Below are 21020 nucleotides of genomic sequence, written 5' to 3'. Positions count from 1 at the left end.
CACCCGTTCCGCCCGCGCCGACATCAGCGGTTACGCAGCAAGGCGTCACACGAACGGGCGGTTCCACACGTTTTCCGCCCGCCTTCGAACGTAATTCGGCAGCCCTCGGGACTATCTCCGGACCGGCCCCGAATACCCCGGCCGAAAGCGGGTATCCGGACCGGTTTCCCTGCCTTTCCTTTCCGATTGCGCGGCCCCGCAAGGAAGTTGGCCCGCCACAGGAAATACATGGTTCGAGCACAGAGCGTCCGAACGCCCCCTGTCGGAGCCCGGCCCCCGCGAGCATCATGGCGTGTGCTTCAGGAGGCCCGGGACGCGACGAGCGAGGGGGCGGCGATGGGGACGGACACCGCACGGACGGCGGTACGGCCCGTACCGGTGAAGCGGCCGGGACGGCTGGTGGTGGACTGGCTCACGACCACCGACCACAAGAAGATCGGCCACCTCTACCTGATCACCTCGTTCGCCTTCTTCCTGGCCGGCGGGCTGATGGCGCTGCTGATGCGGGCCGAGCTGGCGCGGCCCGGCATGCAGCTCATCGGCAACAACCAGTTCAACCAGATGTTCACGATGCACGGCACGATCATGCTGCTGCTCTTCGCGACGCCGACCTTCGCCGGTTTCGCCAACGAGATCATGCCGCTGCAGATCGGCGCGCCCGACGTCGCCTTCCCCCGGCTGAACATGCTGTCGTACTGGCTGTTCCTCTTCGGCGGGCTGATCGTGATGGGCTCGCTGCTGGTGCCCGGCGGCCCCGCGAACTTCGGGTGGTTCGCGTACGCGCCGCTGAACAGCATGGAGCGGTCACCCGGTATCGGCGCCGACATGTGGATCATGGGGCTGGCGCTGGCCGGCTTCGGCACGATCCTCGGCGCGGTGAACTTCCTGACGACGATCATCGGGATGCGCGCCCCGGGCATGACCATGTTCCGGATGCCGATCTTCACGTGGAACACGCTGTTCACGTCGATCCTGATCCTGATGGCGTTCCCGGTGCTCGCCGCGGCGCTCCTGGTCCTTGAGGCGGACCGCCGGTTCGGCTCGCAGGTCTTCGCGTCGGCCAACGGCGGGGCGCTGCTGTGGCAGCACCTCTTCTGGTTCTTCGGGCATCCCGAGGTCTACATCATCGCGCTGCCGTTCTTCGGGATCATCTCGGAGATCATCCCGGTCTTCAGCCGGAAGCCGATCTTCGGCTATCTGACGCTGGTCGGCGCGACGATGGCCATCACCGGTCTGTCCGTGGTCGTGTGGGCCCATCACATGTTCGTGACCGGCGCGGTGCTGCTGCCGTTCTTCTCGTTCGTGTCGTTCCTGATCGCGGTGCCGACGGGCGTGAAGTTCTTCAACTGGACCGGCACCATGCTCAAGGGGTCGCTGTCCTTCGAGACGCCGATGCTCTGGGCGACGGGCTTCCTGGTGTCGTTCCTGTTCGGCGGCCTGACGGGGGTGATCCTGGCCTCGCCGCCGCTGGACTTCCACGTCTCGGACACGTACTTCGTGGTGGCGCACTTCCACTACGTGGTCTTCGGCACGGTCGTCTTCGCGACCTTCGGCGGCTTCTACTTCTGGTGGCCCAAGTTCACCGGCAAGATGCTCGACGAACGGCTCGGCAAGCTGCACTTCTGGACGCTCTTCGTGGGCTTCCACACCACGTTCCTGGTGCAGCACTGGCTGGGCGTGGAGGGCATGCCGCGCCGCTACGCCGACTACCTGGCGGCCGACGGGTTCACGGCGCTCAACACCATCTCGTCGATCGGGGCGTTCCTGCTGGGCCTGTCGACGCTGCCGTTCCTCTACAACGTCTGGAAGACGTCGAGGTACGGCGTGCCGGTCGACGCCGACGACCCGTGGGGCTTCGGCCGCTCACTGGAGTGGGCGACCTCGTGCCCGCCGCCGCGGCACAACTTCACCACGCTGCCCAGAATCCGTTCCGAGTCGCCCGCGTTCGACCTGCACCATCCCCGGTTCGCGGCGATCACACCGCCGCAGACCCGCTCCGGCCAGGAGGACAGCCCGCAGATCCGCTTCGGCCAGGAGCGCCCCGGGGCCGGCCCCGAGCAGTACTGACCGTGTCCGCGTCGTCCGCGGGCACGCCGTGGCCGGCCGCGCAGTTCCCCGCGCCCCTTCGGGGGCGCCGCCGGACGGCGGCCTAACCTGCCGCCGCCGTGACCGCCGTGACCGCCGTGACCGCCACCGAGAGGTCGTTGTCGCTCGTGTAGTACGGCCCGGCCGTCACCGGGCCGTACGCCGTCTCCACCACGACCTTCGGGTACGTGAAGATGGGCTTCTTGTCGGCGATGTCGTCGAGCAGCCGCGCGATCCGTACCCGCGGCCCGCTCTCCCCCGCCGGGCGCAGCCACAGGTCCCACACGCCCCGGGGCAGTTCGGCGTAGTCCACGGTGAAGCGGAACAGCGCCTGGTCCCGGTGGACCCCGATCCGCGGCGCGTCGGCCCTCGCCCCGGGTTCCGTCTCGTCGCGGCCGGCCAGTTCGGCGTACGCGTCCGGGGTGAGCGCGACCCCGTACACCTGGCCGTGCACGCCCAGGCCGCCCTCGCCGATGTGCAGTTCGCCGGCCTCCGCGTGCGGGGCGCGCAGCCAGCTGCGGACGGAGAGGTTGCCGTGCTTGGTCGCGTACGGGATACGGACGGCGACGTGGCCGCGCGCGCCGCTCGGCACCCGGTCGACGAGGGAGCGCAGGTCGTTGAGGCCGGGTGTCAGGCGCTGCGGCTCGCCGTCGCCGGTCTGCGCGAAGGCGTCCCAGCGGCCCTCGGGCAGTTCGACGAAGCTGGGCAGCGCGGCGCGCAGGCGGCCGTCGGCGGCCGGGGCGAGCGGCAGCCGGACCTCCTGGAGGCCGTCGCGGTGGAGCAGTACGAGGTGGGTGTCCCCGTTCTCGCCGGTCTCGGCCATGTCGAAGGTGAGGCCGCCCGCGGAGTCGGCGAGGCAGCCGGCGCGCGGTGGCATGGCGGCGTCCTCGTCGGTGGGCGTCTGCGCGGTCTGCGGAGCCAGCGTCATCATGCGGAACGCTCCTTCCCGAACACGGTCAGTCCGGCGTCCCGCACGGCATACGCGCTGCCGAGCAGGGCCCCTCGGGTGCGGTGCAGTGAGCCGCGCACCCGGCCGATCTTCGAGGTGCCGCCCCGTGAGACGAGACCGCTGAAGATCGAGTCGTAGCGCTCGGCGATCCGGGACGGGTCGAAGCGCTCGGAGTCCTTGAGCGCGGCGTTCGCCATCTGCCGGCGCAGCGCGTCGTCGTTGATGAGTTCGAGCAGGCCGCCCGCGATGGCCTGAACGTTCCCGACCTGCACGAGGCGTCCGTCCACGCCGTTGTCGATGATCTCCCCGGGGCCGTGCGGGCAGTCGGTGGAGACGACGGGCAGGCCGCAGCGCATGGCCTCGACGATGGTCATGCCGAACGATTCGAGGCTGGAGGTGACGGCGGCGATGGAGCCCTTGGCCCACTCCGGTTCGATGGGATGGGCCGCTCCCATCAGCAATACGTGGTTGTAGAGGCCCAGTTCGTCGATGAGGTGGCGCAGTTTGTCCTTCTGCTTCCCGCTGCCGTAGATCCGCAGGCGCCAGTCGGGCCGCTCGGCGCGCACCAGGTCGAAGGCCTTGATCAGCAGGTCGTACCGCTTGACCGGGGCGAGCCGGCCGGCCGCGACGACCCATTTGCCGGTGCCGTCCGCGGGCTCGATGCCGGGGGCGGGCACCGAGTTGGGCACGGCCTCGACATGCACCCCGGGCAGCCGCATCTTCGTGCGGTACGCGGCGGCGTCCGCCTCGGTGGTCGTGGTGACCGCGTCGAGGCGGGGGTAGGCGCCGCGCAGTTCGGTGCGCAGCCCGACGGAGTGGCTGTCGAGGGTGAGGTGCTCCTGGCCGACACGGGCCGGGCCGCGCCTGGTCTCGCGGGCCAGATGCACGTTGAGGCCGGGGCGGGTGCCGACCACGACGTCGGCGTCGGTCGTGGAGAGATGCTCGGCGATACGGCGGTCGGTCAGGGCGCTGTACTGCTCGTAGCGGATCTCTCCCTTCGGGAAGACCCGGGCCGGTTTCCGGTGGTCGGGGTCGTCGCCCTCGTATCCGGGGCCGCCTTTGCGCAGATCGACGAGGTGGCGCAGGCGCACGCGCGGGTTCCGTGCGAAGACCGGCTCCTCGCGGTGGCGGAGTACGGAGACGATCTCCACGTCGTGCTGTTCGGCCAGGGTGTTCGCAAGGTTGTACGTCGTCCGGATCGTCCCACCGATTCCGTAGGCGTTGTGTATGAGGAAGGAAATCTGCATGCGTCCCCGTATCTCCGGCTCGTCCAGCTACCAGAGGGTTAGACCGGGGTGCGGATGTGATGGTTGGGCTTGCTTATCACTCTGTTCCCGAACAGTTGCGCCATCGGTAACCAGATGAGGGAACCTTTTGGGGCCCGTACGCATCAGGGCTTGTAGGAGAGCTGCGGGACGTCGTAGCACTCGTGGTCCATGTCACCCTGGCTGACCCAGCCGCGGGCGTCCTCCCAGCGGGCCACCGACAGGCACGTCCTGCGTGTCCTGGGCGGTTCGGGCAGCTGCGCGAACCGGACCGGCAGCAGCAGTCCCTTCGCGGTGTACGGCTTCCCCTCGGCCATGAACCGGTCGACGCACGCGCGCGTGACGCCCGTCCTCGCGCAGGAGCGGGCCGCGTCCGTGAACCACATCGCGGCGGCCCAGCCCTCCACCTGCCACTGGGAGCGGGTCTTCAGCGCCCTGGTGCCGTCCCGGAACTCCCGTACGGCCTCGTGGCCGGTGTCCTCGTAGTTGCGGCTCGCGCCCGTCGCCCAGAGCGTGTTGCGGCAGCGCGGGGCGTTCTTGTAGTCCTCGCGGACCGTGGACGTCCAGTTCTGCACGTTGGTGACCTTGGCGAGGACCTCCGCCCCGACGTCGTCCATCGCCTCGCACAGCCGGGCGTTGCCGTAGGTGTCGATGGCGTCGAAGACCAGGTCGGCGCCCTGCTCCTTCAGATCGGCCGCGGCGGCACGGAAGTTGGGCAGCGCGAAGTCGACCTGCTCGGTGACGACCTCGTACCCCTCGGCCTTCAGTCCCCGGACCACGAGCCGGGCGTACGCCGCCGACGCGGACTGGTTGTACGAGACGACGGCCGCCGTGCGCGCGCCCTGCTTCTCCTTGAACCAGCGGTAGATCTCGGTGCCGCCGTACAACTCGCCGTCCCAGCCGGGCTTTCCGTTCCGGGGCGCGAGGCTGCCGTAGATCCCGTAGAGGTGCGGCCAGGTGTCGTAGGCCGCGCCGATGGGCTGTCCGCCGATGTCGGGCACGCGCGCGTGGGACACCCGGGAGGCGCCCGCGTAGTCGAGGGCGGTGGTGGCGACCAAAGCCACCACCTCGTCCTCGTCGACGAGCCGGTGCACGCACTCGTTGTTGCCGACGCCGCTGCCGCCGTCGTCGCACGTACGGACCTCGACCCGGCGTCCCGCGATACCGCCGCGCGCGTTCAGGGCGTCGAACCAGGCCTTCGCGCCGTCGCGGGGCCCGGTGAAGGCGTCGCCGCCGACCGGGCTGGTGGCGCTCGTGACGATGCCCACGCGGATCGGTTCCGCGGTGGTGCTGGCGGGCGTGCGGTCGGGCCGGTTCTCGAAGTCGCTCTCCGGGAGGCGGCTGCCGCAGGCCGTACCCACCAGGAGCAGCAGGAACAGCAGGCCCGCGACAGCGGATTCAGCAGCCCGGCCCCGGCGAGGCATTGCCGCTCAGCGTGACCAGACCGCACAGCGTCTTGACCGACACCTTCCAGGTGCCGTCCTGCTCGACGGAGGTCCCGGCGGCGTCCGGCATGACCGTGGCGCCCTTCAGGGTGAGCGTGTACGTGACGTCCGCGTCGGTCGGCGAGGTGAAGGCGACCTTGCTCACCGTCGCCTCGACCTGCCCGCCGCGCTTGTCGCCGCTGAAGCTCTTCAGGACCGCGCCCATCGCGTCGCCGTTCTCCAGGACGGCCTGTTTCTCCTTCGTGGGGACGGCGGGGTCGAAGAACTTCTTCCAGTTCTCCCCGATCTCCTTCTCGGCCGCCGCCGGGTCGTCCGGCGCGCTCGCGCTCGGACTCGGTTCGGCCTTCGAGGTCCGCTCGGCGGAGGGCGCGGGCGGATTCGTGTCGTCACCGCCGCTGTCGTCGCCGCACGCCGTGAGGGCCGGGGCGAGCAGGAGCACCGCCACCACCAGCCCCCGGCCCGTTCCCCGCCTGAGATCACTCCCGAGAACCATCTGGCTCACCACCGGGTGTCGGTCCGGGCCGTGCGCGCCCGGAGCTTTCAGGGACAGCTTCCAGAAGGCATAGTGCAAGTCCGTCGGCGGACTTGGAAGACAGCCGGACACATCATGTGGAGCCCCCATGCGGACTGCTCGACTGCGGAATGTGCGTCCCGTCCTCTGGGCCGGGTGGGCGGCGCTCGCCACGGGCGCGGTGCTGTGCGTCCTGGGCTGGTACGGGATCTCCGGTGAGCGGTACGCGGAACAGCAGCTGCCGTACCTCGCGTCCTGCACGGTGCCCGGAGCTGCCCTGATCATCGCCGCGGCAGTCCTCCTCACCCACGGCCGGAACGCCCTCGCGGCGACCCGCGTGGAGGAGCTGTACGGGCTCCTGGTGGCGACCGACCCCGCTGAGGCCGCCGCCGACGGGACCGTCGCCGGACAGCCGGCCGCCGCGCCCGTGGCCGTGAGCGGGGATCTGCTGATGGTGCCGGGCGGCACGCTGTGGCACCGCGCGGACTGCCCGCTCGTCGCCGGGAAGCCCGACGCCCTGCCGGTCGACTCGCGGGTCCTCGCGGGCGGCGATCTCGCCCCCTGCCCGATCTGCGAACCCACGGCCTCGGACGACCCCCCGGACGATTCCCCCGACGCCTCCTCGGACGGTCCGTCGTCCGGGGCGGCGGCCGGCTGATGTCGACGCCGATGCCGTCACCGATGTCGTCACTGACGTACGACCTCACGCTCGCCGGGCTCTCGGTGGGCAGCGCCGCCGCGCTCACCGGGATCGGACTGGTCGTCACCCACCGGGCGACCGGCGTGCTCAACTTCGCGCACGGCGCGATCGCGATGGTGTGCGCCTATCTGCTGCGCGGGCTCACCGTGGAGGGGGACTGGCCGCTCGCGCTCGCCGCGCCGCTCGTCCTGCTCGTGGTGGCCCCGGCGATCGGTGTGGCGCTGGAACGATTCGTCTTCCGCCCCCTGGCCGTCCTGGGCGGCGACCCCGCGCAGACCCTCGTCGCGTCCATCGGCGTGTTCGTCCTCCTCGTCGGCGGGGCGGCGCTCCTCTGGGGCCCGGGTGCGCGCCCGGACACGCCGACGCTCGTCTCCGCGGACCCCTGGGGGCAGTTGGCGGTGACGCTCGTCCTGGCCGCGGGGGTGGGAGCGGTGATCCGCCGGACCCGCTTCGGCCGGGAACTGCGGGCCGTCGTCGACGACCGCCCGCTCGCCGCGCTGACCGGCGTCGACGCGGACCGGGTGGCCGCGGCGGGCTGGGCGTTCGGCTCGTTCACCGCGGGTCTGACGGGGGTGCTGCTGGCTCCGTACGTACGCCTGGACCCGTACGGCATGCCCCTGCTGGTGATGGAGGTGGTGGCGGTCGCGGTGGCCGCCCGGATGCGGAGCCTGCCGGTGGCGGTGCTGGTGGCCCTGGGCATCGGCGTCGCCCAGAGCCACCTGACCCGGCTGCACCCCGGGGGCCGCCTCGAACCCCTCCTCCAGGCGGTCGGCGCGAACCTCTTCGTCGTCGCCCTGCTGGTCGCGGCCCTGGTGCTGCCGGGGATCGGCGCCCGGGACGCCCTCCCGCGCACGGCGACGGCCCGCGTACCGACCCCACCGGGCGCGTGGGTCGTCGCGGCGGTCCTGTTCCTCCTCCCCCTGGGCTTCGCGGGCCCGGACCTGCACACGGCGGTCCAGGTACCGGCGCTGGGCGTCGTCCTTCTCTCCCTGGTCGTGGTCACGGGCCGCGGCGGCCAGATCTCCCTCGGCCAGGCCGCGTACGCGGGTCTGGGCGCCCTCTTCACCGCGCTGCTCGCGGCGGGCCGCTTCCCGGGCCTGCCCGAACTCCCGGAACCGGCCGCGCTCCTGACCGCCGTGCTGCTGGTGGCGCCACTCGGGCTGCTGACGGGGTGGCCCGCCATCCGCCGCCACGGCCTGTCCCTCGCCCTGGCGACCTTCGCGGTGGGCGTCGGCGTCAGCCGCTTCGTCTTCGCCCAGCCGTACGCGACCTCGGGCCTGACGCTGGACCGCCCGGCGGCCTTCGAGGGCGACCGCGCGTACTACGCACTGGAACTCGTCCTCCTCACGGGCGCGGTGTGGGCCGCCCACGCACTGCGCCGGGGCCGTACGGGCCGCGCCCTGGCCGCGATGCGGGACCACGAGGCAGGCGCGTCGGCGGCGGGCGTCCGCGTCCCGCGCCTCAAACTGACGGCCTTCGTGGCGGGCGCGGCACTGGCCGCGCTGGGCGGCGGCATGCTCGGCATGGGCGTACGCGCCTTCGACCCGGCGGCGTACGACCCGGTCCGCGGGCTGCTGTGGTTCGCCGCGATCGTGGTGCTCGGCGCGGACAGCGTACTGGGCGCCCTGCTCGCGGCGGCACTCCTGGTGGGCCTCGACGCGGGCACGCGCGGCGGCGTGGCAGCGGCGACGATCGGCCTCCTGGCGATCCTGATCGGCCGCTTCCCCGGCGGCCCGTACGAGGCCTTGCGCACGACCACCGAACGCCTGAGCCTACGCCGGCACCGGGCGGTGACGTTGACCCCGGCGGGGGCCGCGGCGAGGCGAGCGGTGCGGGTACGGGGTTTGGACGCGCCTGGGCGGCTGGCGGGCGCCGCGGCCGGGACACCCTCAGCCGGGGCGCCCGTCGTGGGGGCGCCCGCGGCGGGCCCGTCCGCAGCGGGAGCGCCTCCGGCGGGGAGGCGTGCGGTGGGGCCGTCCGGCGGCCCCGACACGCCGCGCTTTCGCGCGGGCGGGCGGCCGTTGGTGCGGCGACCGGTGCCGCGGGTCGGGTCCGGCACGGACGGATCCGACACGGACGGGTCCGGCGCCGACGCATCCGCTGAACGGTGGCCGTCCGGCACGGTGGAGCGGGCCGGGTCCGGCGGGGGCGCGCCTTCGGGGGCGCCGGGCGTGGGAGGTCCCGGGGGGACAACCAGTGCCCGTCCTGGCGTGGGCGGTCATGAGGCGCCCGGCCCTGCCCCGGGCGAGCGCGCCCCGGCGCCCCCGGGTGCCCCGAGTCCGGCGGCACCAGGGACGCCCCGGGGCGGGGCGGCCCCGCCGACGGCCCGCGCGGCGGAGGGGGCCGGTCCCGGCCGGCGCACGCCATCGGGGCCGCCGCCCGCACCGGACACGGAAGCCTCCGGAGGAACCGCCGATGCCCGCCCCGGCGGGCGCGGCGACGGTGCGGCGCCCGGCCCTGCCCGGGGCGAGCGCACCCCTGATGCAGCCCGCCCCGAACCCGATTCCCGTACCGCCCGCACGGCCGAGCGGGCCGGGCCCGGTCGGGTCCCTGGTCCGCGCACGCCCTCGGGGCCGCCCGCGATGGCGCCCTCGGGTGGCGCGGGCGGCTCCGGTGGCGCCGCGGGGGCCGGTGCGGAGAGGCGCGGCCGGGTCCGTGGCGCGGGGCCCATGCATTCCCGGGGCGGACTCGTGGCGCCCGGTCTCCCCGTTCTGCGGGTTCGGGAACTGCGCGTTTCCTACGGTGGGTTCGCCGTTCTGGACGGGGTCGACCTCGATCTTCCGGCCGGTCGGGTCACCGCGGTCGTCGGGCCCAACGGGGCCGGGAAGAGCACGCTGTTCCACTGTCTCGCCGGAACCGTCCGACCGGTGTCGGGCAGGGTCGTGCTCGGCGAACGGGACATCACCCGGCTGCCCGCCCACGCGCGGACACGGCTCGGCATCGCCCGCACGTTCCAGCAACTGGCCGTCTTCCCGACCCTGACCGTGGCCGAGAACGTCCGCGTGGGCGCCGAGCAGGGGCGTGTCGTGGACCCGGGAGCGGTGGAGCGGTCCCTGCGGCTGCTCGGGCTCGACGGGGCCGTACGGACGCTGCCGGCCGCGGACCTGCCCACCGGGACCCTGCGACGCGTCGAACTCGCCCGCGCCCTCGCCGGAAGCCCCCGCGTCCTGCTGCTCGACGAACCCGCCGCCGGGCTCGACACGGGCGAAGTGGCGGCACTGGCCCGCGTGCTGCGCGCGCTCGCCGCCGACGGAACGACCCTGCTCGTCGTCGAGCACGACCTCGACCTGGTGGCCGACCTCGCCGACACCGTGCACGTCATGAGCGCGGGCCGCGTCGTCGCCTCCGGCCCCGCCGACCACGTACTCGACGGGCTGGACGAGCACGCCGGGTTCGACGGATGAGCGCGGCCGGGATCTCGCTGCGCCACGCGCGCGTGCGCTACGGCCCGCTGGAGGCCCTGCACGGCGTCACCCTGCACGCGCCCGCCCCCGGCGTCACCGTCCTGCTCGGCCGCAACGGCTCGGGCCGTACGACCGCGCTCCGCGCCCTGGCCGGCATCCTGCCCCTGTCCCACGGCGCCGTGGTCTGGGACGGCGCCGACGTGACGCGCCTGCCCGCGTACGAACGGGCCCGCCGGGGCCTGTGCCTCGTCCCGGACCGCCGTGCGGTGTTCGCCTCGCTCACGGTCCGCGAGAACCTCGAACTGGCCGCCGCCGGGCGCCCCCTCTCGCCCGCCCTCGACGCCTACCCCCCGCTCGACACCCTGCTGCCCCGGAGAGCGGGCACGCTCTCCGGGGGCGAGCAGCGCATGCTCGCCCTCTCCCGCGCCCTGCTGGCACGCGCGCGCGTGGTCCTCGTCGACGAGCCCGCGCAGGGCATGTCCCCGACGGTCGCGGCCCGCACGTACGAGCTGCTGCGCGGCCTCGACGCCTGCGTGGTCGTGGCCGAACAGCGGCTGCCGCCCGGCCTGTGCGCCGGCACGACGATCGTGTACGAACTCCGGCGCGGCGCGGTCGTGTTCAGCGGCGAGGCGACGGAGACGGCAACGGGTCCACCAGGGTCGGCGAAGCCGATGTGACCGGCACGGAGGGAACGGCCGAGGGAACCGAAAGGACCGGCGGAGTCGGCTGGGCCGGTTGGGTCGGCTGAGTCGGCTGGGTCGAGGAGACCGGCGGAGTCGGAGTGCTCGGGCGGCTCGGGCGGCTCGGGGCGGGCGTGGGTGCGCCCCCTCCCCCGGCCTGGGAAGTGGGCCGCCGCCCAGGGCCCGCGCTCTTCGGAAGCCGCAGCATCGTGCCGACGTTCAGGCGGTCCGGACGCGCGCCGACCATCTGCCGGTTGAGCTTGTAGAGCGCCTTCCACCCGCCCTTGACGCGGTACGACCGGGCGATCGACGAAAGGCTCTCCCCCGGCCTCACCACATGCGCGCGGCCCGTGAGCCCGTACCTCTTGGAACAGACGGGCCACGCCTTCCAGCCCTGGACGCGCAGTACTTCCTCCGCGACCTTGATCTGTTCGTCGCGGGTGGCCAGATCGGCCCGCCGGGCGTAGGCGAGACCGCCGAACGTCCGCCAGGTGGGCTGCCAGAACTGCAGCCCTCCGTAGAAGCCGTTCCCGGTGTTGATGTGCCAGTTGCCGCCGCTCTCGCACTGGGCGACGCAGCTCCACGGCCACCCGTCCTTCGCACAGGCGTACGGCGCCCGGTCCGCCGTCGCGGGGCCGGGCGCCGGGGTCGGTGGTGCCGCCGCCGCCGCGGGGACCGGCAGGGCCAGAACCGCGGCGACGACGGCCGCGTACCGCATGCGCTTGATCGACATCGGGCCACGCTAGGTGGGGCCGCGACGGCCTTCCACGAGCCGCGCGGACGGTCGAAGAGCACCCACCCGGTCGGCTGCGGGCCGGTGGGGGCTGAGCGCGCGGTTCCCCGCGCCCCTGAAGGGCGAAAGCAGGGGCGCAGCCCCTAGCTTTTGAGGGGCGCGGGGAACTGCGCGGCCCGCCCCCCCCCAACCGGCCCGCAGCCGAACCCAGTCCCTCAGATCCTCAGCCGCTGTCCGGGAACGATGACATCGGGATCCCCGCCGATGACGGCCCGGTTCGCGGCATAGACGCGCTGCCACGTCGTCCCGTGCCGCGCCGCGATCCCACTCAACGTGTCACCGCTGCGAACGGTGTACCCACCACGAGCCGAGCCGCGCCCGGTATGCCCCACAGATCGCTCCACCGCCTTCGCCGACTTCGACGATGTAGACGGTTTCGACGACTTCGGCGACTTCGGCGACTTCGAAGGCGCGGCCTTCCCGGTCGCGCCCCCCGCCGGAGCACTCCCGGACGCACCCGCGCGCACCGCGCAGGTGGGCCACGCGCCCCACCCCTGCGCACGCTGCACCTTCGTGGCGACAGCGATCTGCTGCGCCCTGGAGGCCTTGTCGGCCGTGGACGCGTACGACGTACCGCCGTACGCGCGCCAGGAGCCGGCGGAGAACTGCAGCCCTCCGTAGTAGCCGTTCCCGGTGTTGATGTGCCAGTTGCCGCCGCTCTCGCACTGGGCGATGCGGTCCCACACCCCACCGTCCGCCGCGGCGGCGTTGCCGTTCGCGGCGAGCAGTCCGAGCGGGGCGAGCAGGGCCGCCCCGGCGAGAACCGCGGTCGTACGAGCCTTACGGGTGTTGTCGGCACATTCGGACATGTATTTCCCTCTCGAAGGACCCGGGGTCCCCCGAGGCGGTACGGGACCGCCGCGTCTCGACGCGGTCGACCCGACCCGCCCCGTCCGCCGGAGGTGGTGCGACGTGCTGCGGTGGTGCGGGTGGCGGACGTACCCGAGCGGTGCTCGCTGCACACGGCGGAGCAATATAGAGAGTGGAGAGGCCCGATATCAACCAACTCCTTGTCATTCCAGGCCAGTTCGCCGTTACCATAGGTATCGTCGATTTTGAGCCACCCACTTCATTCGTGGATTTCCTGATTTGTCGACCATCGACCCCGGTGATCTGTGACTCACGTCACCGGATCAACTTCCCTACTGATCAAGGGAGTTGGCGTGGAGTGATGGATTCCGCCGCCGGGTTCACCCTGTGCGCAGGATGGTTCGATTCCGTTCGCTCTGGGGCGTGACCCCCGCCACAGATCCTCCGTTGTCTTCTTCATGAGCCGGGAACCCTTCCGGTTCACGGACCGGGAGCCCCCGGCCACAACACGCACCGCACCCGAGGAGCCCCCCGTGCCGCGCATGCTCGACGTCAGCGACGACGTACGCGCCGAGATCGGCGACGAAGAAGCCGACCGGCTGCTCGCCGGAGAGAACGCCCCGGGCAGTTACGACTGCACGTCCTGCCGCACCCAGGGCGACTCCGAACAGGAGCGCACCAGCACCGTCCTGTTCATCGGCGACGAGACGGCCGTCCTGGCGTTCGCCCACTCCACCTGCCTGCCCTCGCAGGTCGTCCAGGTGACCGAGGAGCAGTTGCAGGGCGCCGTCCGGTCCATCACCGGGGACGAGCGCCCCTCCGAGGCCCTGCCCGAGCAGGCCGTCCTCGGCGTCACCAGCGGACTGATCCTGCTGGGCGGCGAACTGCACCCCGCGCTCGTCGTCGAACCGACCGGGCGCATCGCCCGGCCGGGCACGACGGGAGGAGACGGCGACGACTTCCTGCCGCTCCTCATCGAGCAGGGCTTCATGCCGGTGAGCCGGCTCACCGAGGTGCCGCCCGTGCTGCACGGCTGGTCCGTGCTGCTCGCCGTGGGCCAGCTGCACGCGGTCCTGCAGCCCAGCAGCAGTGGCGGCTCGCCCGTCGCCTGGTGGCAGGCCCATCAGCCGCTCCAGGTCACCGACAGCTGGCGGGCGGCCGCCAACAAGCACCAGCAGGTGCTGCTGTTCGCGGCCCCGGTCGGCTCGATCGGCCGGCAGCCCCGCGAGGACCTGCTGCGCGACGCGCTCGACAAGGCCGCGGTGGGCGGCCGGCTGGTGGCGAGCGCGATGCCCCTGGCCGGCACCTGACCGACACCGGCCCGGCAGCGGACCCGCACCGGACGGTAGCGGACCGGTATGCGACCGGCAGCGCTGTGACCTGCGAAAGCGGGCTGTCGGCCGCATCCGAAGGGCGGCGGGGTCGTTGGCACGTACGTGTACACCTACGACACCCCCCGCCGCCTGCCCCACTCGTCACCGATCCCGGCCATGCGGCCGGCCCGGGACGCCACGGGCAGCTCTTCGGCCACCCCGATCTACGACGCGCTCTACGCGGAGTACCTCAGGACCTTCCGGGCCCTGCCGGGTGACCGCATGGGCGAGGAGGAGCTGGGCTTCACGGCTTTCGGGACCAGCCCGCACGCACCGGGGCTGCCCGGGGCGGGCCTGCACGGGTCAGGTCTGCACGGATCGGGACTGCACAACGCCGGTCTGCTCAGCAGCGGCTCGTACGGCTCAGGCACGTACACCCCGACCGTGTACGGCATGCGGCAGGTCGCCGGGCAGCACCAGGCGGGGTACGCGGCCACGCACCAGAGCCAGACGGTCACCTCCGTCTGGCAGCCGGCGGCACGGCAGCACTCCACGGGCCTGACCCCTGCGGCGCTGCCGCCCGGCCCGCGCAGGGAACGCTGACGTGAGCTGAACAGGAACGGGAGAGGGCCCCTGCTTCACGCGGGGGCCCTCTCCCATGTTCACGCACACCGCTCGCGCGGCGGCGGCTACTTCTTCTTGCCGCGCTTCTCGCGCACCCGCACCGAGATGTGGATCGGCGTGCCCTCGAAGCCGAACTCCTCACGCAGGCGGCGCTCCACGAACCGGCGGTAGCCGTGCTCGATGAAGCCCGAGGAGAAGAGCACGAACCGCGGCGGCTTGGTGCCCGCCTGCGTGCCGAAGAGGATGCGCGGCTGCTTGCCGCCCCGGATCGGGTGCGGGTGGGCGGCGACCAGCTCGCCCAGGAAGGCGTTCAGGCGGCCCGTCGGGACACGCGCCTCCCAGCCCGCCAGCGCCGCCTCGATCGCCGGGACCAGCTTCTCCATGTGACGGCCCGTACGCGCCGAGACGTTGACCCGCGGCGCCCACGCCACCTGGAGGAGCTCGGTCTCGATCTCCCGCTCCAGGTAGTAGCGGCGCTCCTCGTCGAGGGTGTCCCACTTGTTGAAGGCCAGGACGATCGCGCGGCCCGCCTCGACGGCCATCGTCACGATGCGCTGGTCCTGGACGCTGATGTTCTCGCTGGCGTCCAGCAGGATGACCGAGACCTCCGCCTTCTCGACGGCGGCGGCGGTACGCAGCGAGGCGTAGTAGTCGGCGCCCTGCTGGAGGTGGACGCGCTTGCGGATACCGGCCGTGTCGACGAACTTCCAGGTGACACCGCCCAGCTCGATCAGCTCGTCGACCGGGTCGCGGGTGGTGCCGGCGACCTCGTTGACGACCACGCGGTCCTCGCCGGCCACCTTGTTGAGCAGCGACGACTTGCCGACGTTCGGGCGGCCGATGAGCGCGATGCGGCGGGGGCCGCCGACCGCGATGCCGAAGGTCTGCGCGGGCGCCTCGGGCAGCGCCTCCAGGACGGCGTCGAGCATGTCGCCGGTGCCGCGGCCGTGCAGCGCCGAGACGGGGTGCGGCTCGCCGAGACCCAGCGACCAGAGGTACGAGGCGTCGGCCTCGCCGCTCAGGCCGTCGACCTTGTTGGCGCAGAGCACGACGGGCTTGCCCGCCTTGCGCAGCAGTCGCACGACGGCCTCGTCGGTGTCGGTGGCGCCGACCTTGGCGTCGACGACGAAGACGACCGCGTCGGCCGCCTCGATGGCGAACTCGGCCTGCGCGGCCACGGACGCGTCGATGCCGAGGACGTCCTGCTCCCAGCCGCCGGTGTCGACGAGCTTGAAGCGGCGGCCCGCCCACTCCGCGTCGTACGTGACGCGGTCGCGGGTGACGCCCGGCTTGTCCTCGACGACGGCCTCGCGGCGGCCGATGATGCGGTTCACCAGGGTCGACTTGCCGACGTTCGGCCGGCCGACGACGGCGAGGACCGGGAGCGGGCCGTGGCCCGCCGCCTCGATCGCGCCCTCGATGTCCTCGGCGTCGAAGCCCTCTTCCGCGGCGAGCTCCATGAACTCCGCGTACTCGGCATCGCCAAGCGCCCCGTGCTCGTGCTCCGAGCCGTCGGGCTGGATCTGGTCGTTCATGAAGTCCGTACCTCGTTCATCGTGGTGATCGGTGGAACCGCCCGTATCGGACGATCCACTACTCAAGTACTCAAGTGTTACTGGGGTCGGTCGGGCGTGCTCCGCAGAAGAAGGAGCGGGGCCTGGTGCGTGCGATCGTAAGGCGCCGGGATGCCCTCGTAGCGGAGCTACTAGGGTATTCCGGCAACGCGGCGAGCGTGCGTGCCAGGCCCCGCGACGCTGCGGAGCACGCCCGACCGACCCCTAGCGCCCGGTGAGGCGCCTGGCGTTTTCCAGGTGCGCGGAGAGCTGCTTCTGGATGCGCACGGTCGCCTCGTCGAGCGCCTTGCGCGTCCGCCGTCCGCTGCCGTCGCCTGCCTCGAAGGGGTCGCCGAAGACGACGTCGACCCGGCTGCGCAGCGGGGGCAGCTGCTTTATCAGCCGTCCGCTGCGATCGGTGCTCCCCAGGACGGCGACCGGCACGATCGGGGCCCCGCTGCGGACCGCGAAGTAGGAGAGCCCGGCCCGCAGCGAGGCGAAGTCCCCCTCGCCACGGGTGCCCTCGGGGAAGATCCCGAGGACGCCGCCGTCGTCCAGGACGCCCAGCGCCCGGGTGATCGCGGTGCGGTCGGCGACCGTGCGGTCCACCTTGACCTGCCCGATGGCGAGCAGGAAGGGGTCCAGCGGGCCGACGAACGCCTCCTTCTTGATCAGGAAGTGCGTGGGCCGGGGTGCCACACCCATGACCATCGGGCCGTCGATCATGTGGGAGTGGTTGACGGCGAGGATCGCCGGGCCGGTCGCCGGAACCCGCCAGGCCCCCAGGACGCGCGGCTTCCACAGTCCGTACATCAGGCCGACGCCGATACGGCGGCCGACGTCGGCCCGCCGGGCCGTCGGGGCAGTGTCCGCTGGGTTCCGGGCTTCGCTCACTTCGCGGCCCGCTTCTCCTCGACGAGGGTGACGACGCACTCGATGACCTGCTGGAGCGTGAGGTCGGAGGTGTCCACCTCGACCGCGTCGTCCGCCTTCGCGAGCGGGGAGGTCTTACGGGTGGAGTCGGCGGTGTCCCGCTTGATGAGGGCCTCGCGGGTGGCGGCGACGTCGGCGCCCTTCAGCTCACCGCTGCGGCGGGCGGCGCGGGCCTCCGGCGAGGCGGTGAGGAAGATCTTGAGGTCGGCGTCGGGCAGCACGGTCGTACCGATGTCCCGGCCCTCGACGACGATGCCCTGTCCGGCCGCCGAGGCGATCGAGCGCTGCAGCTCGGTGATCCGGGCGCGCACCTCGGGGACGGCGCTGACCGCGCTGACCTTCGAGGTGACCTCCTGGGTGCGGATGGGGCCCGCGACATCCGTGCCGTCGACCGTGATGGCGGGCGCCGAGGGGTCCGTACCGGACACGATGTCGGGCTTGCCGGCCGCGTCCGCGACGGAGGAGGGGTCGGCGACGTCGATGCCGTTGTTCACCATCCACCAGGTGATCGCCCGGTACTGGGCGCCCGTGTCCAGGTAGCTCAGGCCGAGCTGTGCCGCGACGGCCTTCGAGGTGCTCGACTTGCCGGTGCCGGAGGGACCGTCGATGGCGACAATCACGGCCGGGGCGGTCCGGGCGTCGGTGGATTCCACGGGTGCGGACACCTTCCTGGTACGGGGTACTGGCTGGTTCGGGCACGAGCGCGCCCCGAACAAGGTTACTGGCTCCCCGGGCCCCGGCTTACGGACCCCGCGGCGCCCCGGCCCGGGCCCCCACCGCCGTCTCCGTCACCGTCGCTGCCACCGTCTCCGTCACCGCCTTCGTCTCCCTCTCCTCATCGCCTCCGTCACCGTCCCTGCACCAGGTTCACGACGATCACCAGGACCAGGACCGCCACCAGGATCGTCAACCCCACGGCGAGGGGCCGTGCGGTGTCCGGCAGCCAGGTCGGCGCCTGGTGCGACGGCGGCCCCGCCTGTTCCCTCCGCCGCTTCTGCCGCCTCTGCCGCGCCGGCCCCGTCGGCTGCCCCGGCTGCCGCATCGGCTGCTGCATCAGTTGCATCTGTTTCGTATGCCCCGAGACGGCCGCGGCGGCCGACGGGTCCGGCGCGGTCGGTGTGGTCGGTGCGGTCGGCGGGGTGTCGTTGAACACGTCGTGCCCCGTGACCGCGGCCCGCGCGCACCAGGGGCAGGCGGTCAGATGCGAGCCGTGGCTGTGCCGCGGCCGGTCCGGGCAGACCCGGGCCAGGCGGCGTTCCTCGTCCAGGGCACGCAGCCATTCCTGGGCCTGGGGCCGGACGGACGGGTCGGTGACCCCGGGCCCGAAGGCGCGGCGGGCGAGGGCGAGCAGCGCGGGCGGCAGGATCGTCGGGTCGACGACACCGCGCGGGACGATCACGCAGCCGGGTGCGGCGACGTAGGAGCGGCTGGCCGCGATGTTGTCCTTGACCGTCGTCTCGGACTCGCTGTCCCGCGGCACGCCTCCGAAGGGATGGTTCCCGGCGGTCAGGAGCTGGTAGATCAGCACGGCGAGGGCGAAGTCGTCGCTCTGCCGGGTCGCGGGTCCGCCCGCCAGCCGTTCCGGGGCGGCGTAGTCGGCGGTCTGCATCAGACAGGGGAACTCCTCGTGCGTCGCCGGATCGGTGAAGGCGATGGAGTCGCAGTCGAGGAAGGTCACGAAGCCGTTGGCGTCGACGACCACGTTGTTGCTGGAGAAGTCGCCGACGACCAGACCCTCGTAGTGCATCCGGGCGGTCATGAAGGCGAGGTTCCAGCCGACGCCGAGCATGAACCGCCAGTCGGTGCGCTCGGGGAACAGCCGCAGTCGCTGGGCGCGGGTGAAGAGGCCGACGAGCTGGACGTGCCCCGGCTCGCCGAACCGGCGCATCGCGTAGCCGAGGAACTCGCCCTCGGTGCCCCGGGCCACCGCCGTGGGCCAGGCCAGTTCCGGCGGCTGGCCGGGACCGATGGGGCGACCGCCGAGCGGGGTCAGGGTCAGCATGCGTTCCAGGCGGCGCTCCTGTTCCGCGCCGGGCGGCTCGCGGTAGAGCTTCACCACGATCTGCCCGTGGTCGGCGACGGGGTAGACGGCCGCCTGTCCGCCTCCTTTGAGGGGCCGCGGGCCGAGCGTCACCCGCCGTCCGTCGAGGAGGACTCGCTGTCCTGTCGGGGCCGTCATGGGCCGGGCCCCGTCGAGTCCCGGCCGGCACCCCGACGACCGGAGTCCTGACCGCCGCCCCGATCACCGGAGTCCCGGCCGCCGCCGCGGCTCATGCGCCGGCCGTCCTGACGGTCCTGGCGGTTCTGACGGTCCCGGCCGTTCTGACCGCCCGGAGCAGTGTCTTGTCGTCGGCGTTGAGGGCGGTCAGCCGGTCGGAGCGCAGCAGGGCCGCCAGGTCGTCCTCGTCCCCCTCGGGGTCGTCGCCCGGTGTGTCCAGGGACCGCAGGACGGCCGAGGTGAAGGAGGCGTTGGGCACCGGCGGCCGGCCGCCGAGCGCGGCCTGGGCGAGCCCGTCGGTGGACAGGAGGACTCCGTCGACACCGTCGTCGCGTACGCAGGCGGTGCTCAGCCGGTCCTCGGCCCCGGGCGAGGTGAGGAAGACGGTCTCGTTGCTGTACTCGCTGACGGCGGCGGGCCGCGGCAGCAGATGGAACTGCCGCTCCCCGTCACCGGTGCGGCCCGCCCGCAGGACGACGAACCCGTCGCCGACCGAGAGATGACCGAGCCAGGCGGGGGTGAGGACCACCACGGTGAGGGTGGTGGCGAAGTCGTACGCCTCTCCCCCGGTGCGGAGCAGGAACTCCTCGCAGACCTCGCGGAACGCGTCCGTCAGCAGGGTGTGGACGGCCTCGCCGGGCGGGCAGTGCCGGGCGGCCCGGCGGGCGAAGCGCTCGGTGGCCAGGTCGACCGCCAGCCGGGCCCCCTCGTCGGAACGGCTGCGGCTGCCCGCCCCGTCCGCGACGGCGAGAACGGTGGCGGTCCCCGCGTCGGCATGCCCCCAGGCGTCCTGGCACGGCAGACCGCTCTGCCGGTGCCGGTACCCCTCGACACTCAGCCCGTGGACCCGCCAGCGCTCACTCACACCACCACCCCGCTCGCCTCTCCCACCCCGCTCGTGCCTCCTGTCCCCCTCGTGTCGCCCATCCCTTTCATGCCTCCCATTCATGCCTCCCAGGCCGGGCGCTGCGTCCTGAACTGAGCGAAGATCTTCTCGAAGACCTCGTCCCCGGCGCCGCGCTGCTCGGCGTTGGCGCTGGCCGACATCATCTGGAGCAGCTCGCGGAACGGGAAACCGTGCAGCCGGGCGTTGAAGGCGGGCGCGAGGGCTTTGAGCACCTGCTCGCCCATGTCGGAGATGTCGCCGACGCCGATCGCGTACAGCCGGTACTTCCGGGCCTGCTGGTCGTCCGTGAGCATCGGTACGAGGCGCTGCCAGGCGTTGGTCCAGCGGCCGGTGCCGTCGGTGGGCAGGCCGTCCGTGACCAGGCAGATCTGCGGGCGGTAGTACTGCAGCCCGCCCGCGCGCAGTTCGGCCTTGCGGTCGGCGACGATCCGTACGGCCAGTTCGAGGGCCTCGGTGAGCAGGGTGACCCCGGCGGCGGCCAGGACCGGGGCCTGGAACGCGTGCGCCGGTACGAAGGGGCTCACGGGGATCTGCGGGGGCAGCGGCTGCGCCCCTCTCCAGGCGCACACGCCCTGTCCGCCGAAGGTGACGACGGCGACCTCGACGCTGTAGCTGAGGCTCACGTCGTCGTGGAGTTCACGGGTCCAGGAGTGCAGCGCGTCGTTGAGGGTCTGGATGGGCGGGCCCGTCATGGAGCTGGAGGTGTCGAGGCAGAGCACCAGCGGCAGGCGCTGTGCGTTGTTCTCGAACTCGATGTCCGCGTACGACGCCGGGAGCGTCCGGGGCTGCCGTTCGTTGCGCATGGTCTCTCCGCTGGTCTCTCCGCGAGG

18 protein-coding genes are annotated in these 21020 nt (G+C 72.7%); 6 read left to right on the top strand and 12 right to left on the bottom strand.

Annotation, left to right across the window (positions count from 1 at the left end; genetic code table 11):
• The first annotated feature begins 336 nt into the window (after positions 1 to 336).
• A complete protein-coding gene (ctaD, locus tag ACZ60E_RS42645; protein ID WP_384811682.1) occupies positions 337 to 2067 on the top strand; it encodes an aa3-type cytochrome oxidase subunit I in 1731 nt (576 codons plus the stop codon).
• Between the two features lie 82 nt (positions 2068 to 2149).
• On the opposite strand, the gene ACZ60E_RS42640 is transcribed toward ctaD, so the two are convergent.
• The 4 genes from ACZ60E_RS42640 to ACZ60E_RS42625 form a co-directional block, all read right to left on the bottom strand.
• Positions 2150 to 3016: a hypothetical protein gene (locus ACZ60E_RS42640; RefSeq protein ID WP_469447656.1), complete on the bottom strand. Its 867-nt coding sequence runs from the start codon at positions 3014 to 3016 to the stop codon at positions 2150 to 2152.
• Positions 3013 to 4281 carry a glycosyltransferase family 4 protein gene (locus tag ACZ60E_RS42635; protein ID WP_469447654.1) on the bottom strand — a complete coding sequence of 423 codons (1269 nt, stop codon included), beginning with the start codon at positions 4279 to 4281 and terminating at the stop codon, positions 3013 to 3015. Before ACZ60E_RS42635 ends, ACZ60E_RS42640 begins: the two co-directional genes overlap by 4 nt.
• A 143-nt stretch (positions 4282 to 4424) precedes the next feature.
• The gene (locus ACZ60E_RS42630; RefSeq protein WP_469447652.1) at positions 4425 to 5723 is read right to left on the bottom strand and encodes an ABC transporter substrate-binding protein; all 1299 of its coding nucleotides are present in this window, start codon (positions 5721 to 5723) and stop codon (positions 4425 to 4427) included.
• Positions 5698 to 6237, bottom strand: coding sequence for an MTB12 C-terminal domain-containing protein (locus ACZ60E_RS42625; protein WP_469447650.1), 540 nt, complete (start codon positions 6235 to 6237; stop codon positions 5698 to 5700). Before ACZ60E_RS42625 ends, ACZ60E_RS42630 begins: the two co-directional genes overlap by 26 nt.
• A gap of 127 nt (positions 6238 to 6364) precedes the next feature.
• Between ACZ60E_RS42625 and ACZ60E_RS42620 the strand changes: the two genes are divergently transcribed.
• The 3 genes from ACZ60E_RS42620 to ACZ60E_RS42610 are packed head-to-tail and all read left to right on the top strand — an operon-like array spanning position 6365 to position 11036.
• Positions 6365 to 6913, top strand: a complete 549-nt coding sequence (locus tag ACZ60E_RS42620; protein WP_469447648.1) for a hypothetical protein — start codon at positions 6365 to 6367, stop codon at positions 6911 to 6913.
• A 23-nt stretch (positions 6914 to 6936) separates the two neighbouring features.
• Positions 6937 to 10359: a branched-chain amino acid ABC transporter permease/ATP-binding protein gene (locus tag ACZ60E_RS42615; protein ID WP_469447647.1), complete on the top strand. Its 3423-nt coding sequence runs from the start codon at positions 6937 to 6939 to the stop codon at positions 10357 to 10359.
• On the top strand, positions 10356 to 11036 hold the full coding sequence (locus ACZ60E_RS42610) for an ATP-binding cassette domain-containing protein (protein WP_453793711.1): 681 nt from the start codon (positions 10356 to 10358) through the stop codon (positions 11034 to 11036). The genes ACZ60E_RS42615 and ACZ60E_RS42610 overlap by 4 nt, the downstream gene beginning before the upstream one ends.
• On the opposite strand, the gene ACZ60E_RS42605 is transcribed toward ACZ60E_RS42610, so the two are convergent.
• Both ACZ60E_RS42605 and ACZ60E_RS42600 read right to left on the bottom strand, forming a co-directional pair.
• Positions 10978 to 11772, bottom strand: coding sequence for a LysM peptidoglycan-binding domain-containing protein (locus tag ACZ60E_RS42605; RefSeq protein ID WP_469447645.1), 795 nt, complete (start codon positions 11770 to 11772; stop codon positions 10978 to 10980). The genes ACZ60E_RS42610 and ACZ60E_RS42605 overlap by 59 nt on opposite strands.
• Positions 11773 to 11987: 215 nt before the next feature.
• Positions 11988 to 12641, bottom strand: a complete 654-nt coding sequence (locus tag ACZ60E_RS42600) for a LysM peptidoglycan-binding domain-containing protein (RefSeq protein WP_469447643.1) — start codon at positions 12639 to 12641, stop codon at positions 11988 to 11990.
• Positions 12642 to 13175: 534 nt separating this feature from the next.
• Between ACZ60E_RS42600 and ACZ60E_RS42595 the strand changes: the two genes are divergently transcribed.
• Positions 13176 to 13952 (top strand): hypothetical protein, encoded by a 777-nt coding sequence (locus ACZ60E_RS42595; RefSeq protein WP_384811599.1) that lies wholly within the window; start codon positions 13176 to 13178, stop codon positions 13950 to 13952.
• A 180-nt stretch (positions 13953 to 14132) separates the two neighbouring features.
• On the top strand, positions 14133 to 14558 hold the full coding sequence (locus ACZ60E_RS42590; RefSeq protein ID WP_469447641.1) for a hypothetical protein: 426 nt from the start codon (positions 14133 to 14135) through the stop codon (positions 14556 to 14558).
• Between the two features lie 86 nt (positions 14559 to 14644).
• Here the strand turns inward: ACZ60E_RS42590 and der are convergent, their stop codons facing one another.
• The 6 genes from der to ACZ60E_RS42560 form a co-directional block, all read right to left on the bottom strand.
• On the bottom strand, positions 14645 to 16114 hold the full coding sequence (gene der / locus ACZ60E_RS42585; RefSeq protein ID WP_384811605.1) for a ribosome biogenesis GTPase Der: 1470 nt from the start codon (positions 16112 to 16114) through the stop codon (positions 14645 to 14647).
• 243 nt (positions 16115 to 16357) lie between these two features.
• On the bottom strand, positions 16358 to 17065 hold the full coding sequence (locus ACZ60E_RS42580) for a lysophospholipid acyltransferase family protein (RefSeq protein WP_469447639.1): 708 nt from the start codon (positions 17063 to 17065) through the stop codon (positions 16358 to 16360).
• Positions 17023 to 17718: a (d)CMP kinase gene (gene cmk, locus ACZ60E_RS42575; RefSeq protein ID WP_469447637.1), complete on the bottom strand. Its 696-nt coding sequence runs from the start codon at positions 17716 to 17718 to the stop codon at positions 17023 to 17025. The genes ACZ60E_RS42580 and cmk overlap by 43 nt, the downstream gene beginning before the upstream one ends.
• 194 nt (positions 17719 to 17912) lie before the next feature.
• Positions 17913 to 19244, bottom strand: a complete 1332-nt coding sequence (locus ACZ60E_RS42570; RefSeq protein ID WP_469447635.1) for a hypothetical protein — start codon at positions 19242 to 19244, stop codon at positions 17913 to 17915.
• Positions 19245 to 19335: 91 nt separating this feature from the next.
• On the bottom strand, positions 19336 to 20148 hold the full coding sequence (locus ACZ60E_RS42565; RefSeq protein ID WP_469447634.1) for a PP2C family serine/threonine-protein phosphatase: 813 nt from the start codon (positions 20146 to 20148) through the stop codon (positions 19336 to 19338).
• Between the two features lie 80 nt (positions 20149 to 20228).
• A complete protein-coding gene (locus ACZ60E_RS42560; protein ID WP_384811616.1) occupies positions 20229 to 20993 on the bottom strand; it encodes a vWA domain-containing protein in 765 nt (254 codons plus the stop codon).
• Positions 20994 to 21020 lie beyond the last annotated feature (27 nt).

This window comes from Streptomyces sp. NPDC102514, assembly GCF_055584525.1.
This window is presented reverse-complemented; position numbering and strand designations above follow the sequence as displayed.